Here is a 15,580-nt window from a genome sequence, read left to right as displayed (position 1 = left end):
AGTTGCACGCACCGCTGGCGGCATCAAGCCCCAGCCCCCAGCCCCTTGGAGGCGCTCCTGCATCCCGATTTCCCGATCGATCCACCCGCTCCGGCCTGCGCCCCGTCCGCGTACTGGGTCGGTCCCCGGCACTTGGCCGGTGACGACGGACGCCTCTACGACGCCGTCGCCGACACGCTCGCCAACCTGGGTTGGACTAGCTTGACGCTCGTCCGCGGGCGCCAGGAGCCTGACGAGGCGCCGGAGGACCGTCAGGTCCTGCGCAGCACTGTCCTGCACATCGGCCCCGACTCCCTGCGGTGGGCGCAGTGGGTCCTGCCGGACGAGCCGTTCCACCTGGGGAACCTGCCGATCGCCTGGCAAGTGTCCGCTCGTACGGACCCGAGCAGTCCGCTCGCCCACTGGTCGGCCTACTTCACCCCCGATGTCCCGGGGGAGATCCTCGCCGGCTTCCTTGCCGCGCTCGACGCCCGCGATCAGCCCGCCGTGCCGTGTGGTGGCCCCGAGCTGGTCCTCGACGCGGTAACGGCGCACGGTTGGCTGCGTGACGTCGACCAGCCCGGGTTGGGCGCGGTGGATCCGATGTTCGCCTCCCACATCCGCCTTGGTGAGGTGCCGCCCCTCATCCAGGATGGCGACCCGCTCGCGCTGGTGGCTGAGGCGGATGAGGCGGCTCTGGCCGGGTGGCAGGCGTGGGCCGAGCCGGTGCTCGGCGGCGGCTACCTGTGGGCCGCGTCGTTCAGCAGCAGCGTGCCGCACGACCTCGTCGCCGCCTTCGCTGACTCCCTCAGCTCCAGCGCACCGGTCCTGCGCCGGGTGCTGCCGGAGAGCACACGCGACCGGCTCCTGCGCGCTCCAGCCAGCTGAGGGCCATCCAACGCATGGAAGCCGGGCCTCCCCTCGGGGAGAAGCCCGGCTTCGTGCTGCTTGCTACCGGTTATCGCCTGGAACGCACACGCCTCTGTGCCAGATGCCGGCTCGGTCGCGGGAGCCACTCACCAGCGCGTTGGGTAAGCGCCGGCGCGGGGGCCCAGGCTCAGAAGGCGTACGGGGCGAAGGGACGGACTGGTTCGACGATGAGCCCGAGGAGGTGATCGAGTTCGGCTCGCTCCTCCTCGTTCATGAGCTCGACGGCGTTGCCAAGCTTCTTCTCGGCGAGCCGCTCCATGAACGGGGCCAGGAAGCGCTCCAGAGCATCCGGAGCTTCGTCCATGGTGCGTCGGTACTCCCGGTATCGCTTGAACTGCTCCTGTATCTCTTCGAACTCGACGCGGGTGGCACTGAGGACGAGGGCCCGTTCCTCCTTGCTGAACGGGCGCCCGTCGAGGTGGTTCCACGTTTTGGTTTCACGCTTGCGCTTGATGTCCGCGTCGCAGAGCAGGACGACGATCTCGGGTCGGGCTTGGCTTGTGGGCATACGGGTGCTCCTCACAGGAGTGGGGTGGGTGGGGGCATCAATGATCCGGAGAATCGGCGGTTTGCCCAACCGCCGATCGTCGGCTATGTTCCGCCCGTTTTCCGCTGGTCAGCGCCGACGGCTGGGGTCGGTTACGGCGCTGTTGGCCGGTCGCGTGGCGGGCGCCGGGGGTGCAGTGCGCCGAGTGCCTGGGGCGGCCGTTCCGTCGGGCCTTGCGGGTAGGGCCAGCAGGTGGGCGCTGCGGCGTAGGCGCCATACGAGGACGTCGCTGATGGAGTCGGCGGTATCGAGTTCGCGTCGTCGGGCGGCGTCGCTCAGCAAAACCGCCGGGTCATGGCCGGCCTTCCGGACGTCGTCGAGGGTGGCGGCCAAGGCAGCCCAGCCGGCCTCGGCACGGATGCGTTCGGCCAGATCCGGCAGGACTTGCTGGAGAAGCTCGGCTTGCCGCTGCCGAACACGGGGAGTCAGGCGCTGGCCTCGCTGTCGGAGGGTGGCCATGGGCTGGGCTGCGGCGGTTTCGTAGGCTGCCCGAAGGTGTTCGGCTGCCTGCTGGGCTGCGGCGGCCTGCTGCGCGTGCTCCCTCTTTGCATGCCAGTTCGCCGCGGCGATGGCGAGGAAGAAGGCCATGTCGATGAGCATGGCGGTGGTGGCGCCGTCTTCCCCTCGGCCCAGGGCGGGCCCGCTGCGGACGAGGTCGCGAGCGGCCTGGCGCAGGACGCGGTCGTGTCCACGTACAGCCTTCACGTGGGAGCGGCTCGCCCGCTCGAACACGAACGCCGCCTCGCGCAGCTCAGCGCGGGTTTGGGCGGCGGATGTCTTGGCGAGTGCGTCGAGGATTTCCCCCGCTGCGGCGATCTGGGCCGCTGCCGTGCCGTCGTCGCCGTGGTCGATGATCAGCAGGGCCTGCCAGGTAGCGGAGGTGGCCCGGCGCCGCGCGAACGCGGGGCCGGTCACGTCCGGCAGGGCGGGCTGCTCCGGCTCGGAGCCGTCTGCCGAAGCGGGCTCTGCGGGAAGCGTCCAGCGTTCGCGGATGCGGGGCAGGGACAGGTCGGGTGCAAGTTTCGAGCCGGAGTAGAAGACCGGATCTCCGTCCTTGTTGCGGTCGTCGGGCAGCGCGACCTTGTAGCCGAGCAGATCACCGGAGGGCGCGACGCGTTTGCGGATGAGCAGGCCGGCGGCGGCCAGGCGGTCGAAGAACTCCTCCGTGGAAGCCGTGCCAGCAACGGCGCGGCGCACGGTCTCCCGCAGCTCCTCCCGCGCGGTACGCTCCCGGCCTTCCCGCTCTGCCTTGTGGCGTTCGGCGCTGGTAGGCCGCTGGGCGGCGGTGCCGTCGCCGACGTGGAGGCGGCGCAGCCCGTAGTCGATCTCGATCTTGCGGGCTTCTGCTTGGGAGCGTTTGCCGTCCTGGCGGAGGCGGGCCTGGCGGCCGTCCTCGCGGACGATGGTGGCGATGATGTGGATGTGGTCGTCGGCGTGCCGGACGGCCGACCAGCGGCAGGCGGCGTCGTCGCCGTCGGGGGCGATACCGGTTGCGGCGACCATCCTGCGGGCTATCTCGCCCCACTGCTCGTCCGACAGGATCGGGTCTTCGGGGGCGGCGCGTACCGACAGGTGCCACACGTGCTCGGCGGGCCGTCGGCTCTCGGGCAGGGCCATAACCGGTTGGTCGAGCAGCCGCTGGAGATCGCCGTACGTGGCGCCGGGGTCTCGGCCGGGATCGGGGGCAAGACCGTCCCAGGCGGCCACCAGGTGCGGGTCGACGTGCTCCTCATGCGTGCCGGGCCCGTACAGGTAGTGGAGCAGGCCGATGGTGCGTGCGCCCCTGGCGTGGACACGCGGGATCACGCAGCCGTCCTGTTGTCCAGGTGCTGCTGGGTGAAGGCGTCGACCCGCTTGGCGGCGCGTTGGACGGCGGCGAGGACCGCCTCGGCCTGCGGGGCGTCGGCTCCGGAGTTCAGCGCTTTGGCAACCTGGTTGAGGTTGTTGCCGATCTGCCCGAGGTGCCGCCGCAGCGCGAACAGCTCCTGCAGCATCTCTTTCTCGCCCGCGATGTCCGCGGCGGTGCGGTCGAGGTCGCGGGCAGCGTTGAGAGCCGAGCGGGCAAGGAACCCGGCCACGCTCATGTGGCACACGGCGGCTGCCCGGAGGAGGAGTTGGTACTCGTCGTCGTTCATGCGGCAGCTGGGCTGGTGCACACGCTTCTTCTCATCACGCAGACGTTCACGTTGCTGCACACGGGGCGTCGACGGGGCAGCGTGAGCGCAGTCGGTGCTGTGGCAGGGACGCGGTTCTTCCCTCTCAGGATGCGATCCGCCCTCGGTCGCATCCTGACGGATCGGCGCCTCCCGGTGCTGATCCGCTCCCGCCGCTGCCGACGGGGGAGAGGCAGGAGCATTGCTCCCGACAGGAGCAATGCTCCTGCACCAACTTGCTGCCGATGGGGCAGAGGTGATCGGCAGGGATTCCTCGCAGGTGCTGGGCTCGTGGTGATGCGGGGTGTGCATGGGGCCTTTCTGGTCGGGGTGTGGTTGGGAGTGTTGGTGCTGCGGGGATCAGCGGGGTGGATCGCTGGCGGCAGCTTTGAGCTGGGCCTTGAACTCGCGGACGACTCGTCCGACGCCGTCGCTGGAGACGGTGTAGCCGGCGGCGCGCAGGGCGTCCTCGACCCGGTCGCGTCCGACGCTGCCGGTCTCCTCGTGGATGCGGCGAGCGTGCTTGAGGATGACCTCGTCGGAGGCACGGGCTTTGCCCGCGTCGCGCTTCTTCCGGGCAGCCGGTTTCCGTTCGTGCCTGCCCGAAGGGCTGCCCGAGTTGTTGCCCGTGAGCGCCCGGCTGTCTTCAGTTTCTGCCCGTGCGGGCAGCCCGCGCGCCGGGCGAGCAGGCTGCGGGCGGGCAGCCGGAGGGACCTCGTCGTCCCCCGGATCTGACGGGTGCGGGCGGGCAGTTTCCTCTGCCCGTGGCAGTTGTGTCGGGCGGCTGGAGCGTGGGCGGCTGTGCCCGGATGCCCGGGCGGGGTTGGAGGCCGGGACCTCCCAGCGCGGTGGCAGCGTGATGGTGGCGAGGCTGAGGGCCTGCTTGCGGGTGGCGAGCTTGCGCAGGAGCAGTTCGTCCTGGAGCGGGTCGCCGTCGACGCCGGCCCGTTCGAGGGCTTCGTACAGGCGTTCTGCCAGGCGTCGTTGCCGCCGCTTGCCGCGCTGCTGGTCAGTCATCGACTCGGCGCGCAGGATGAGGGCGACGGCTTCGCTCAGTGCGCGGTCGCGGATGAGGCGGGCGGCATCGGCGTCCTGGTCGGCGATGTCGAGGCGAGCCAGGAGGCGTTCGCGTGCCTGGCGGACGAGGACGGCGGCCAGGCCGCGTGAGGCGGCGTCGGGGGCGCGATGGCGTAGCTCGATGCCCATGGCCAGGTGCCAGAGCATCGCGGCCATGACCGGGCCGACGAAGGCCCGCACGGTGCCGCCGACCGGCCCGGACTCGGCGTAGGCGGGCAGAACCTGGACGGTGGTGATGACCCAGGTGAGGGTGCCGGGCAGGCCGGGGGCCTGCTTCGGGCCGTTGAGGTTCTGCCGGGCCATCAGTGCGGTGGCGAACAGGGCCAGCTCGGCGGCGGCGAACATCGCGACGCGCTCGGCGGTGCCGCCCATGTCGAGGTAGTCGGCGGCGAACCGCCAGCTGGTGTCCGCGCTGTATGCGGTACAGCCGAGCGCGGCCACGGCCGCGACCGGCACCGCGGCGGTCCCACGCCAGCGGTTGGTGTGATGCCGCCGGCGGCGCTGCTGGCGGAACAGCCATCCGGCGAGCAGGCCGAGTAGCACGGGCGGGACGAGGAGCGCCACGGTCATCACCGGGGACGTGGCCCAGTCAGGGAGAAGCGGCGTGCCGCTGATCCGTATGGCGAGGGGGACGGGGCTGAGAGGAGGCAGGAGGGGGCTCCAAGGCGTCGAGGATTGAGGGCGAAGGGCGAATCGACGGAGCGCTGAGCAACCGCCTACGCGAGTGGCTGGCGCGGGCAGGGCTGGTGTGAGCGCAGGTGATGCGGCGGGGCCGGCCAGGTGAGGGCGCTGAGGCGGCCAGTCAGGCGGCGGGCGCTGTGCGGCGTCGTCGGTCGGGGCCGTCGAGGATGACGCGCTCCGTCATCTCGGCGAGGCGGGAGGCGACGCGGTCACCGAGGGTGACGCGCAGCTGCTCCATCGGAAGGTTGGTGGTGATGAGTGTTGGGAGCATGTGCTCGTACCGGTGGTTGATGAGCCGGTAGGTCAGCTCCTCGGTCCATTCGCTGGTCTTGGCCGCGCCGAGGTCGTCCAGGAACAGCAGCGGGCAGCGCGCCAGGGTCTGCAGCTCCCGTTCGGCGTCGTGGCCGGCGCGGGGGCGCAGGCGCGCGTGGAAGTCGGCGGTGGTGGTCGCTTCCCAGCGCAGACGGACCCCTTGGGCGAGCAGGGTGCGGATGGCGCCGTACGCCTGGTACGTCTTGCCCGTGCCCGTGGGGCCGGCGATCAGCAGCGACGGGCCCTCAGCGATGCCCGGCCCACCGGGGCCGGGGCGTCCGGCGCGGGCGATCTCGTCGGCCCAGGCGGTGACCTTCGGGTGGTCGGCCAGGGCTCGGCGGTAGCGGGCGGGGATCCTGGCGTCGGCGAGTTCCAGCGCGGTGACGGGCTCGACGTGCCCTTCCTCGACGGCGGCGGTGGCGAGGTCGATGCCGCGACTGGCAAGGATGCCGTTGAGCCGGTCGGCGAGCGGGCCGACCCGGTGGGGCTCGCGGGTGAGGGTGGCGGTCAGAGGTCACCTCCGTAGGCGGCTTCGACATCGGCGGGGTTTGTCCACGCCCTGTGGACAACCGGCGCGGCGGGGGCCGCGTTCATGGCCTCGTGCACGAGGCTCGGCAGAGTGCTGGGATGCAGGCCCTTGGCGCGGTGCCGTTCTAGGCCGGCCCGGATGTGGGCGGGGGCGATGCCCTCGCCGAGCAGCTTGCGCACCTCGCGAGCGAGATGGCCAAGGACGTCCTTGGGCGGACGGTGTGTGCACGCGGCGGCGTACTCGGCGATGAGGTCGCTGGCCGAGACGGCGTGGGGTGCGGGGGCGCTCGCGCCCCCCGAAGGGGTATCTCCTAGATCCATGATCCTAGGTCCTAGATCCGTACCGTGAGGCGTCACCGCTCCCTCACTGAGCCCTCCTCGCTGCCTCACGGAGGACTCACCGAAATCGCCCTGACCTGCTATTTCGTCATAGGTGACCGGAATCACCGCAGGCTCGCGTATTCGCCCGGAGCCCTCACGGAGGGCTCCGTGAGGCTGCGGTGCGGGCTCCGTGATGCCAGCCCCCGCAGCCGACGCATCGACGCCTGGCGCGGTGCGAGCCTGCGTGTCGTGGTGCGGGCACGGAGGAAGACGGCTCGCGCTGGGGCGATTGATCTTCTGATGCTGCCGCCAGGTGACGATGTGCAGGTAGCGCTTGTCGCCCGGGCCCTTGTACCGGCATATCAGCCCGGCGTCGGCGAGCTGGGCGAGGTCCTGCTCGACAGCGCCAGGCGTGTGTTCCGGGCGCAGTACCCACAGCTGCCCGGCGATGATCGCGGCGTGGTCGCGGTGCCGGCCCTGGTCGTCAGCCTGGGTGAGCAGGCCGAAGAAGGTGCGCTCGGCGGTCAGGGAGACGGCGGCCAGGGACTCGGAGACGAATGCTTCCGGCTTGATGGTGCGGATTCGTGCCAAGAGGGGCGGTCCTCACTCGGTGGCCGGTGGGCTGGGTGCCCACGGTTCACCGTCGGTCGGGGGCGGTCGGGCGTGAAGGGGCGTGGAATGTCTGGCCGTTGACGCGGGAGCGTTGATGGCCGCTCGCGCTTTCCGGGGTGTCGTCAACATAGCCACACCCAGGTCGCGCAAGTCCAGCCCTATCCGGCGCAATCTCTCACGGCAGAAATGCCGCTGGAATCGAGTCGGCGAGGGCGGTGCGAAAACGGTAGGGCACGATCGGCGGTTGACCAAATAGTTGCGCCGCATCCCGAGCCAGAAGGATCACATCGGGAAGCCGTTGACGTCCTGCGAGTGACGAAGCTACAACACAACACCCCACGTCAGGGAGGGTCTCTGGTGTCGGGTCCCGTTCGGGGATCCGGCCTTGCGCGCAGCACCCCGACCGCCTCGCTCACCGATTGAGCGCGACGCAACATAGCCGACGATCGGCGGTTATCCAAACCGCCGAATGCACGCTACAAATGGAGCTATGGCAGCACGATCTCTGGAAATAGGACCCGCAGGATTGACGGTGGCCCGCACCATCGAAAACCTCCGCATCGAACGCGGCCTTGGGCAGCGTCAACTCGCAGCCCGCTGCAGCGCTTTGGGTCGCCCTATGTCCAACACGATGCTGTCCCGCATCGAACTCGCCAAGCGGCGATGCGATATCGACGACCTCGTCGCCATCGCCGCAGCCCTACAGGTGTCGCCAGCCGCCCTCCTCCAAGGGCCGGGCGCCGCCTGAGCCGCCCACGCAGCCCTCCCCGACTTCCCGACCAGGAGCCGCCCCCTTGCACCGATCCACGCCCGCGCCCGTCCCCCACAGGCCGTCCGACGCCCCTCCGCCCCGCCTCTACCGCCCCGAGGAGATCGCCGACACCCTCGGATGCTCGGCCTGGTGGGTCAAGGACCGAGCGCGACGGCGCCTGATACCGCACACCCGGGTCGGCCGTGCCTACCGCTTCACCGCCGAGCATCTCGCCGAGATCATCCGCCTCTACGAGCAGCGGCCGGCCCAGCCCGCGCCGGCAGCCGCACGGACGACCGAGCCGCTCTCCGAGCCCGGTACGCAGACCGGCTCCGCGCAACCTCGCCGCCCTGTCGTTGCTCCGACCACTCGGCTACGAGCCCGCCCGCCGCGTCGGCAGCAGCAGTACGGCACTGTCGCGTGACCCGATCGAATCTGCCGTAGCCGAGGACAAGGAAGAGGGGGATAGCGAGACTTGGGTTTCGCGGAGAAGCGCGGAAACTACTGGCGCGGCCGGTACAAAGTCGCGCCCGGCAAGCACAACACGGTCGTCGACGAGAACGGCAAGGCGATCCGATTCGCCACCAAGGGTGAGGCCCAACGGGCAGCGGCCGAGGCTGAGAACAAGTACCGTCGCGGCGACTGGCGCGACCCGGCCCTCGGCCAGGAGACCTTCGGCGAGTACGCGAACCGCTGGTACGAGGCCCAGGACCTGGCCGCCTCGACCATGCAGAACTACAAGCGCCACATCGAGGAGCACCTCCTCCCTGAGTTCGAGGACAAGGCGCTCGCTGGCATCCTGCGCACGGACGTCGATCTGTGGGAGAAGAAGGAGAAGGCCCTCTACGCTGCCTCCAGCGTCAAGACCTGGCGCTCGACGCTCCACCTGATCTTCGAGGACGCGATCGACGAGGGCCTGATCACGTCCAACCCGGCTGCTCGCCGGCGCGGACGGGGCAAACGCGCCGGCCGCTCCCGAGACCGTGGTCCGGAGAAAGTGGTAACCGACGCGCTCGGCATCCTGCTGACCGCCGAGCGCGCCGCCCTGCTCTCCGGCCGCGACGACGAGTTCGTCGCCGTGGTCCTCAAGGGGTACACCGGCATGCGCTGGGGCGAGATCGTCGGCCTGGAGACCGCGTTCGTCCGCCCTGGAGCCGTCCGGGTCGAGTGGCAGCTGTACGAGCTCGACACGGGCGAGCTGGTGCGCTGCCCACCGAAGGACGACAGCTACCGCACCATCGACTCGATGGACTGGCTGTCCGGGCTGGTCGCCAACCACATCGCCCGCACGAAGCCCAAGCCGTGCCCCTGCCACGGCAAGACCTACGTCTTCCGAGGACAGGGCGCGGCCCGTACCGGGGGCCACCAGGGCGCGAAGCTCGTCGACGTCGCCCGTCGTGCCGGCGTTTCGACCGGCACGGTGTCCAACGTCCTGAACCATCCCGAACGCGTCACCGAGGCCACGCGAGAGAAGGTCGAGCAGGCCATCGCGGACCTCCGGTTCGTGCGGGGCAGCGTCGTACCGGAGCATGCCGCCCACTGGCGCAGGAACGGTTTCGCGACCTGGCTGTTCACGCCGGCGGTCTCCGGCTGGTACCCGAAGAAGGCACCGCAGGAGCCACGGCCGGTGCCCTTGCTCGGCGAGCCGTGGCCCGGTGTCCCAGCACGGGGGCGGGGTGCCAGCGATCGGGCCGACGCCTGCTGGCTCCCGATAGCCAAGGGGCTCACGCCCCACGGCCTTCGCCACACCCACCGGACGATGATGGAGGACCTGGGAACCGAGAAGGTGCTCATGGACGAACGCATGGGGCACATCGACGGCTCGGTCTCAGCACGCTATGCCCACGTCACCCCAGGCATGCGCAAGCGCCTCATGCAGGGGCTGACCGAGCAGTGGGAGGCAGCACTCGACGCGCGTTTGGCCATGAATGCCACGTCACCAGTGCGCATACTGAGTGATCTCCTGCGGGCACGCAGGGAGTCATACGTGGGGGTGGAGCCCTAACGTGAATAGTGCTGTGCCCTCTGGTGCGATCACTGCCAGGGGACACAGCCACATCCCTTATGCGTAGCCGAGAGATCAGGAGATCGAGCAGGAGTACGCACAGCCCTCCTGGGGCTCATAGAGCCGCCGGGACGGCCGCAAGTTTGGACGCGGAGGCGGCCGTCCTGTGGACCATCCGGCCTTCGTACTGCGGTGGACAAGGCATTTCCGGCTCTGCTAGGGCCTGCCTGGGGTCATGAACAAGTCCTAGCTCGACAGGATCCCGTTCAGTGCTTCACTGCGGATCTTCTGGGTTAGTGCGAGTTGCTCTAGCAACAGTCGCTCTTGTTCGTCCAGTCGCGCCATCGCACCAGCGATCGCCTGCTGTGTCCCGAGATCAGGCAGTACAACCGGCAACTCCCCCAAGACGTTGAGAGAGATGGTCTTCATGGTCATACTTCCCGTGGAGTGCGCCTCGAGCCACTTGCGTGCCTCCGGACTGCGCAGATATGCCGCGAGGTAGTCGGCGTTGAGCTCGGCGGGGGGCCGAAGCACGAAACAGCCCGTTCCACAGACCCAGCCTTGCTGCTCCTCACGGACGACAGCACATCGCCCCAGCTCTCCGCGGCGCGCGAGCACGACGTCACCACGGCGTAGGCGGAAGCGTTCCAGACTTTCGGCTTGCTGCTCGGTGATGTATCTGATGCTCGCCACACTGAAACCGCTGCCAGTCAGGTCCTTGGGCATGACGACCGGAACGCCGCCGCCATCAACGTAGTCTTCGGCGCGGATCAGGCTCCCCGAAGGCCCGGCGAGGAGCAGACCTGACGTTGAGTCCTGGAACACTCCCTCTGCTGTGCCGTTCATGATGCTCCGGAGAGGCACGCGCGGAGGTTCGATCCCACTGCGGGTCAGCCGCTCGCACATGCTGAAGCTCTTCCGCAGGCCGACTCTCGAACTGGACGTCGCCTCGACATGCCGGTCCAGCTCATCGAGCATGCGACTCATGTCCAGTGCCGTTGTCGGTCGCTCCTGCTCGGCGTCGACGTACAGCCGGGGGTCGAGATTACCGTCGTTCTCAAGGATCTCTTCGTGCGTGACCGAACGAGAGAACCCTGGCTCATCGGGCGTTGCACGAGGAGACCGCTGCCATGCGTGAAACCGACTGCTGATGCGTTGTCTGTCCGCTGGGGTCAGGACGCGCGGTTGCCGTGGCACCTGGGTGCCGAGCCGGCCGGCGTCGATGAAGAGGACCGCGTTCGCATCGCCAGCCGGCAAGTGGCGGGACTTGTCACGGGCGAGCAACCAGATGTGCACGGGGATGGAAGTGTGGGTGAAGAGATTCGGTGGCAACGCGATGATGGCGAGGAGCGCGCCAGCGGCGATCATCCTCCTGCGGATCTCCGCCTCCCGGCCGTTGGCCCAGGCGACTCCCGGCGGCATGATCATCGCGGCGGTCCCGTTCTCGCTCAACCGGGTCCACGCGAGCTGAAGCCAGGCGAAGTTCGCATTGGACTTGGGCGGTCGGCCGAAGGGCCAGTCGACGATGCCGATGTCCTCGATACGCTGGTTGAACGGCGGATTGCTCAGCACCCGGTCGGCAAGGCCGTGGCCCCGGCTCTGGAACAGCGACACCGGGTCGGATGCGCCTACGACCGGCTGATCCACCCCGTGGATGGCCAGGTTCATCATCGCCAGCCGCGGATTACTGCTATCCGTTGCGTACGCCTCGAAAGAAGATCCGTCGACGCGGCCGGACTCGGCGATTCGCTGTGCTGCGGCCGCGAGGAGACCGCCGGAGCCACAGGCGGGATCAAGGATCCGGTCCCCGGGCTGCGGAGACGCGGATTCAATGAGCAGGCGCGCGACCTCACGCGGTGTGTAGAACTCCCCCGCCGAAAAGGTGCCCTCCTGAACGTGGCGTTCAAGGAGCAGCTCGCAGACCTCCGCGAATCCAGCCTCGGCCGGCGCCGGACGCTGGTTCAGCGCGGTGAGGAAGGCGGCCACCCACGGTACGTCGCCCGACTCTTCGTCACTGTCAAGAAGTCCGACATCAAGGCTGCGGGTGCCGAATACAGGAAAGCGCGCATGCCTCCTGGCGCTCCTCATCGCAGCGCGCAGGTCCATCAGTGGCGAGATACCGATGCGGGCCTCCGCGACAGCTCGAGCCCACCGCTTGACGAACTCGTCTTCCGGTTCGCCCACCGACTCAACGAATCCTGCAAGCACCAGGATTGCGAGCATGGACGTAAGGTCATCGAAGGTGTTCCGGCCCCGCTGAAAGGGCGCGTACGCTCGCCAAAGCCGGTCAACGACGTCCGCGGCGTGGCTCTCCGTCTCCATGGTCTCCACGTATAGGTCTCCTCGCTCCACGTACGGCTTACTTCAGTTGGCTGATGACATACGCCGTTGCGGCAACAAGCATCAGCAGACACAGGCGCAGTGTCATGCCCGTGCTCTGCATCGCCTTTCCAAGCAGCTCGAAGAACGACTTCACTCTGCCGTGCCCCCTGTCATCGATCCCGAGATCATTACTGCGCAGCATTGCTGCGCAGATCCTCCGATCGTGACCTTGCTTGCAGTCAGGTCTGGATGCAGAGGGTGAATGGAGTGGAATGTAGCAGCGATCAACGGCAGGCGTGTGTCAACGAGTCCCTCGCTAGCTACGCATGGAGGCTATGCGCAGCGATGCTGCGCACATGCCCTGGGGCGAGATCGCTGTTCATAGAAGTGCGGAGGGGGCGCGGCGCTCGGCAGTCAGTGGTGGGGGTGGTTCGAGATGTGACGCAGGTCGCATACCTCGCTGCGGCAGGTGATGTCTGTGGGGACCGCGGAGTGACCTTGGTGGCCGGTTGACGGGAGCTGCTTGGGAGCCGGGATACGAAGTCGGCTCCCAAACGGCTCCCAAAGTGACCCCAGGAACCACTCAGGGGCCCGACCCGCTAAGCGGATCAGGCCCCTGACCTGGTACTACGGCGTCGGGGTGGCGGGATTTGAACCCACGACCTCTTCGTCCCGAACGAAGCGCGCTGCCAAGCTGCGCTACACCCCGATGTCGCTGCTCTCGCGGCGACGACGTTTACTTTAGCCCACTGGTGGCTGTAGACGAAATCCGGTTTAGACGCGGCGGCGGACCGGGGTCGGGCGGATGTGGTCCAGGGCCACGAGGAGGACGGCCAGGGCGTACATCGCGAGGCCGAGGAGGAGGGCGTTCGCGAGGGTGCTGCGGTAGCCGTGGGCGGCCGCGTCCAGGAAGGGGTAGAGGTAGCGGGCGGGGTTCGTGGGTGCGAGGAAGGCCCCGCGGAGCAGGTAGAAGGCCAGGTAGGCCAGGGGGTAGAGGAGCCAGGCGGCCGTCTGGCGCAGGTGCAGGCGGGCCGCGGGGGTCAGCAGCAGCCAGTCCAGCAGGGCCGCCGCCGGCGTCAGCGTGTGCAGGACCTGGAGGGTCGCCCACTGGCCGTGCCAGCGCACCGGGGCCGTCGTCGCGCCGGTCATGGAGAACGGCGGCGTCGTGTGGCCCAGCAGCAGGTGGTAGACGAGCGCCGAGATCAGGGCGTAGAGCAGTGTGGCGCCTGTCACGACGGGCGGGAGGGGGCGGCGGGCACGCCACGCCCTCGATGCCGACAGGAGCATGATGACGGCCAGCAGGATGCCGGCCTGGACGCTGAAGTAGCTCAGAGTGCGCGCCGGGGTGCCGATCAGGAGTTCCAGGGCCACGCCTCCCGCCGCCGCCAGGGCGGTCAGGAGGCGGAAGAGCGCGACCATGGGGCGGCGGACCGGTGCCACCACGGCCGTGGCCGGGACCGGTGAGGGCAGCAGCAGGGGCGGGCCCGGGACCGCGGGCAGGTCCGGGATCTCCCTGGGTATCGGGGAGGTCATGCCCTCACGCTAGGAGCGGGGGAGGGGCGGGGCCATGTGGTGTAGTCCGGGTGGGTTACGCCCTGAACCCCTGCTGCCGGGCCCCGGCCCGGTAACGCCGTCTGCCGTCTGCCGTCTGCCGTCTGTCGTCAGCCGTCTGCCGTCTGTCGTCAGCCGCCTGCCGCCTGTCGTCTGCCGCCGGGTGCCTACCGCTCCACCAGCGTCAGCAGCGTGGCCTCCGGTGGGCATGCGAAGCGGACCGGGGTGTAGCGGTTGGTGCCGCAGCCCGCCGAGACGTGGAGGTAGGAGGTGTGGCCGTCCGCCGTGTGGGTGGACAGGCCCTTCACGCGGTCGGTGTCCAGGTCGCAGTTGGTGACCAGTGCGCCGTAGAAGGGGATGCACAGCTGGCCGCCGTGGGTGTGGCCGGCCAGGACCAGGGGGTAGCCGTCCGCCGTGTACGCGTCCAGCACCCGCAGGTACGGGGCGTGGACGACGCCCATCGAGAAGTCGTACGTCCCCGAGGGGCCGCCGGCCACCCGGGCGTAGCGGTCGCGCTTGATGTGGGGGTCGTCCAGGCCCGTCAGCTCGATCGACACGCCCTCGACCTTCAGGACACCGCGTGTGTTGGTCAGGTTCAGCCAGCCGGCCTCGTCGAAGCCGTCGCGCAGGTCCTCCCACGGGTTGTGGATGACGCCGACCGCCGGCGGGTTGCCGTTCAGGCCGTGCCGGCCGCTCGCCTTCTCCAGCAAGTAGCGGGCCGGATTGCGGAGTCTGGGGCCGTAGTAGTCGTTGGAGCCGAAGACGTACGCGCCCGGGAACTCCATCAGGGGGCCCAGGGAGTCCAGTACCTCGGGGACCCCTTCCGGATCCGACAGGTTGTCGCCCGTGTTGATCACGAAGTCGGGGCGCAGGCCCGCCAGTGACCGCAGCCACCGCTGCTTCTTGCGCTGGCCGCTCACCATGTGGATGTCGGAGACCTGGAGCACGCGCAGCGGACGCATACCCGGCGGGAGGACCGGGACCGTCACCCGCCGGAGGCGGAAGGAGCGGGCCTCGAAGCCCGCCGCGTACGCCAGACCGGCGGCGCCCGCCGCCATGATTCCCAGGGGTACTCCGTATCGCGCGCGCATACGTCCATCGTGTCAGACGCGCGGACGCCGCCGAGACCGGCCGTCCCTTGAAGCAGTTAATCAACGGGCGTTCACGGGAGTACACCTGCGACAATCGATCCCATGACCACCACGCTCAAGTCGAAGCTGCAGGCCGACCTCAACGCCGCGATCAAGGAGCGCGACGAGCTCCGCTCCTCGACGCTCCGGCTGACGCTCGCCGCGATCACCAAGGAGGAGGTCGCGGGCAAGGAGAAGCGGGAGCTCTCCGACGACGAGGTCCAGAAGGTGATCACCCGTGAGGCGAAGAAGCGCCGGGAGGCCGCGGAGGCGTTCGAGCAGGGCGGCCGCGCCGAGCAGGCCGAGCGGGAGAAGGCGGAGGGCGAGGTGCTGTCCGCGTACCTGCCCAAGCAGCTGTCCGACGACGAGCTGAGCGCGATCGTCGCCCAGGCCGTGGCGGAGGCGAAGGCGGCCGGTGCCGAGGGGCCGCGGGCCATGGGTGCCGTCATGAAGATCGTGAACCCGAAGGTGGCCGGCCAGGCCGAGGGCGGCCGTGTCGCCGCCGCGGTGAAGAAGCTGCTCCAGGGCTGAGGCTCTGATCCGGGTATCACGGGTATCGCGGGCAGATACGTCAGGCTTACGGCGGCGGGGTCGCACCCTGAACCAAGGGTGCGACCCCGCCGCCGTACTCATACCAAAGGGTTACCCGCCCGGGGTGCTCGGGGAGTTGTCCGCCCGGGG

At 69.2% G+C, this 15,580-nt stretch carries 15 protein-coding genes and 1 tRNA gene; 5 read left to right on the top strand and 11 right to left on the bottom strand.

Annotated features, from left to right (window positions below):
* Positions 1-45 precede the first annotated feature (45 nt).
* A complete protein-coding gene (locus tag FB563_RS12610) occupies positions 46-867 on the top strand; it encodes an SPDY domain-containing protein (protein ID WP_055704514.1) in 822 nt (273 codons plus the stop codon).
* 169 nt (positions 868-1,036) lie between these two features.
* Here FB563_RS12610 and FB563_RS12605 read toward each other — a convergent pair whose 3' ends face one another.
* From FB563_RS12605 to FB563_RS12580, 6 genes are all read right to left on the bottom strand, one after another.
* The gene (locus FB563_RS12605) at positions 1,037-1,417 is read right to left on the bottom strand and encodes a hypothetical protein (protein ID WP_055704513.1); all 381 of its coding nucleotides are present in this window, start codon (positions 1,415-1,417) and stop codon (positions 1,037-1,039) included.
* Positions 1,418-1,525: 108 nt separating this feature from the next.
* A complete protein-coding gene (locus tag FB563_RS12600) occupies positions 1,526-3,262 on the bottom strand; it encodes a relaxase/mobilization nuclease domain-containing protein (protein ID WP_055704512.1) in 1,737 nt (578 codons plus the stop codon).
* Positions 3,259-3,612 carry a plasmid mobilization protein gene (locus FB563_RS12595; protein ID WP_234357596.1) on the bottom strand — a complete coding sequence of 118 codons (354 nt, stop codon included), beginning with the start codon at positions 3,610-3,612 and terminating at the stop codon, positions 3,259-3,261. Before FB563_RS12595 ends, FB563_RS12600 begins: the two co-directional genes overlap by 4 nt.
* Positions 3,613-3,969: 357 nt before the next feature.
* Positions 3,970-5,256: a hypothetical protein gene (locus FB563_RS12590; RefSeq protein WP_199832730.1), complete on the bottom strand. Its 1,287-nt coding sequence runs from the start codon at positions 5,254-5,256 to the stop codon at positions 3,970-3,972.
* A gap of 232 nt (positions 5,257-5,488) precedes the next feature.
* Entirely contained in the window at positions 5,489-6,190 is a 702-nt protein-coding gene (locus FB563_RS12585) for an ATP-binding protein (RefSeq protein ID WP_004928356.1), read from the bottom strand.
* Positions 6,187-7,119 carry a hypothetical protein gene (locus tag FB563_RS12580; RefSeq protein WP_055704508.1) on the bottom strand — a complete coding sequence of 311 codons (933 nt, stop codon included), beginning with the start codon at positions 7,117-7,119 and terminating at the stop codon, positions 6,187-6,189. Before FB563_RS12580 ends, FB563_RS12585 begins: the two co-directional genes overlap by 4 nt.
* A gap of 511 nt (positions 7,120-7,630) precedes the next feature.
* Here FB563_RS12580 and FB563_RS12575 point away from each other — a divergent pair.
* From FB563_RS12575 to FB563_RS12565, 3 genes are read left to right on the top strand one after another with little or no spacing between them, the layout of a single operon-like run.
* A complete protein-coding gene (locus tag FB563_RS12575; RefSeq protein WP_142218651.1) occupies positions 7,631-7,888 on the top strand; it encodes a helix-turn-helix domain-containing protein in 258 nt (85 codons plus the stop codon).
* 46 nt (positions 7,889-7,934) lie between these two features.
* Entirely contained in the window at positions 7,935-8,315 is a 381-nt protein-coding gene (locus tag FB563_RS12570) for a helix-turn-helix domain-containing protein (protein ID WP_055704780.1), read from the top strand.
* Positions 8,316-8,366: 51 nt separating this feature from the next.
* Entirely contained in the window at positions 8,367-9,896 is a 1,530-nt protein-coding gene (locus tag FB563_RS12565) for a LacI family DNA-binding transcriptional regulator (RefSeq protein ID WP_055704779.1), read from the top strand.
* A gap of 246 nt (positions 9,897-10,142) precedes the next feature.
* Here the strand turns inward: FB563_RS12565 and FB563_RS12560 are convergent, their stop codons facing one another.
* The 5 genes from FB563_RS12560 to FB563_RS12540 all read right to left on the bottom strand — a co-directional run bounded on the left by FB563_RS12560 (position 10,143) and on the right by FB563_RS12540 (position 14,860).
* The gene (locus FB563_RS12560; protein ID WP_234357617.1) at positions 10,143-12,218 is read right to left on the bottom strand and encodes a type I restriction-modification system subunit M/S; all 2,076 of its coding nucleotides are present in this window, start codon (positions 12,216-12,218) and stop codon (positions 10,143-10,145) included.
* A gap of 37 nt (positions 12,219-12,255) precedes the next feature.
* Positions 12,256-12,420, bottom strand: coding sequence for a hypothetical protein (locus FB563_RS42885; protein WP_159045451.1), 165 nt, complete (start codon positions 12,418-12,420; stop codon positions 12,256-12,258).
* 433 nt (positions 12,421-12,853) lie between these two features.
* Positions 12,854-12,927, bottom strand: a tRNA-Pro gene (locus FB563_RS12555).
* A 65-nt stretch (positions 12,928-12,992) separates the two neighbouring features.
* Positions 12,993-13,751, bottom strand: coding sequence for a Pr6Pr family membrane protein (locus FB563_RS12550; RefSeq protein WP_055704777.1), 759 nt, complete (start codon positions 13,749-13,751; stop codon positions 12,993-12,995).
* 185 nt (positions 13,752-13,936) lie between these two features.
* Positions 13,937-14,860 carry a metallophosphoesterase gene (locus FB563_RS12540; RefSeq protein WP_055704776.1) on the bottom strand — a complete coding sequence of 308 codons (924 nt, stop codon included), beginning with the start codon at positions 14,858-14,860 and terminating at the stop codon, positions 13,937-13,939.
* Positions 14,861-14,962: 102 nt separating this feature from the next.
* Here FB563_RS12540 and FB563_RS12535 point away from each other — a divergent pair, with 102 nt between their 5' ends.
* Complete coding sequence (locus tag FB563_RS12535; protein WP_055704775.1) at positions 14,963-15,430, top strand: GatB/YqeY domain-containing protein; 468 nt, start codon at positions 14,963-14,965, stop codon at positions 15,428-15,430.
* The last annotated feature ends 150 nt before the right edge of the window (positions 15,431-15,580 follow it).

It is taken from the genome of Streptomyces puniciscabiei (genome assembly GCF_006715785.1).
GTDB classification, from domain to species: Bacteria; Actinomycetota; Actinomycetes; order Streptomycetales; family Streptomycetaceae; genus Streptomyces; species Streptomyces puniciscabiei.
The sequence above is the reverse complement of the archived record's forward strand: the minus strand, read 5'-3'. Positions and strand labels throughout refer to the sequence as shown.

Excerpts from the sequence above, each read along its gene's own strand:
- FB563_RS12605 (WP_055704513.1), bottom strand. The coding sequence starts at position 1,417 with ATGCCCACAAGCCAAGCCCGACCCGAGATCGTCGTCCTGCTCTGCGAC.
- FB563_RS12590 (WP_199832730.1), bottom strand. The coding sequence starts at position 5,256 with ATGACCGTGGCGCTCCTCGTCCCGCCCGTGCTACTCGGCCTGCTCGCC.
- FB563_RS12575 (WP_142218651.1), top strand. The coding sequence starts at position 7,631 with ATGGCAGCACGATCTCTGGAAATAGGACCCGCAGGATTGACGGTGGCC.
- FB563_RS12560 (WP_234357617.1), bottom strand. The coding sequence starts at position 12,218 with ATGGAGACGGAGAGCCACGCCGCGGACGTCGTTGACCGGCTTTGGCGA.
- FB563_RS42885 (WP_159045451.1), bottom strand. The coding sequence starts at position 12,420 with ATGCTGCGCAGTAATGATCTCGGGATCGATGACAGGGGGCACGGCAGA.
- FB563_RS12550 (WP_055704777.1), bottom strand. The coding sequence starts at position 13,751 with ATGACCTCCCCGATACCCAGGGAGATCCCGGACCTGCCCGCGGTCCCG.
- FB563_RS12540 (WP_055704776.1), bottom strand. The coding sequence starts at position 14,860 with ATGCGCGCGCGATACGGAGTACCCCTGGGAATCATGGCGGCGGGCGCC.
- FB563_RS12535 (WP_055704775.1), top strand. The coding sequence starts at position 14,963 with ATGACCACCACGCTCAAGTCGAAGCTGCAGGCCGACCTCAACGCCGCG.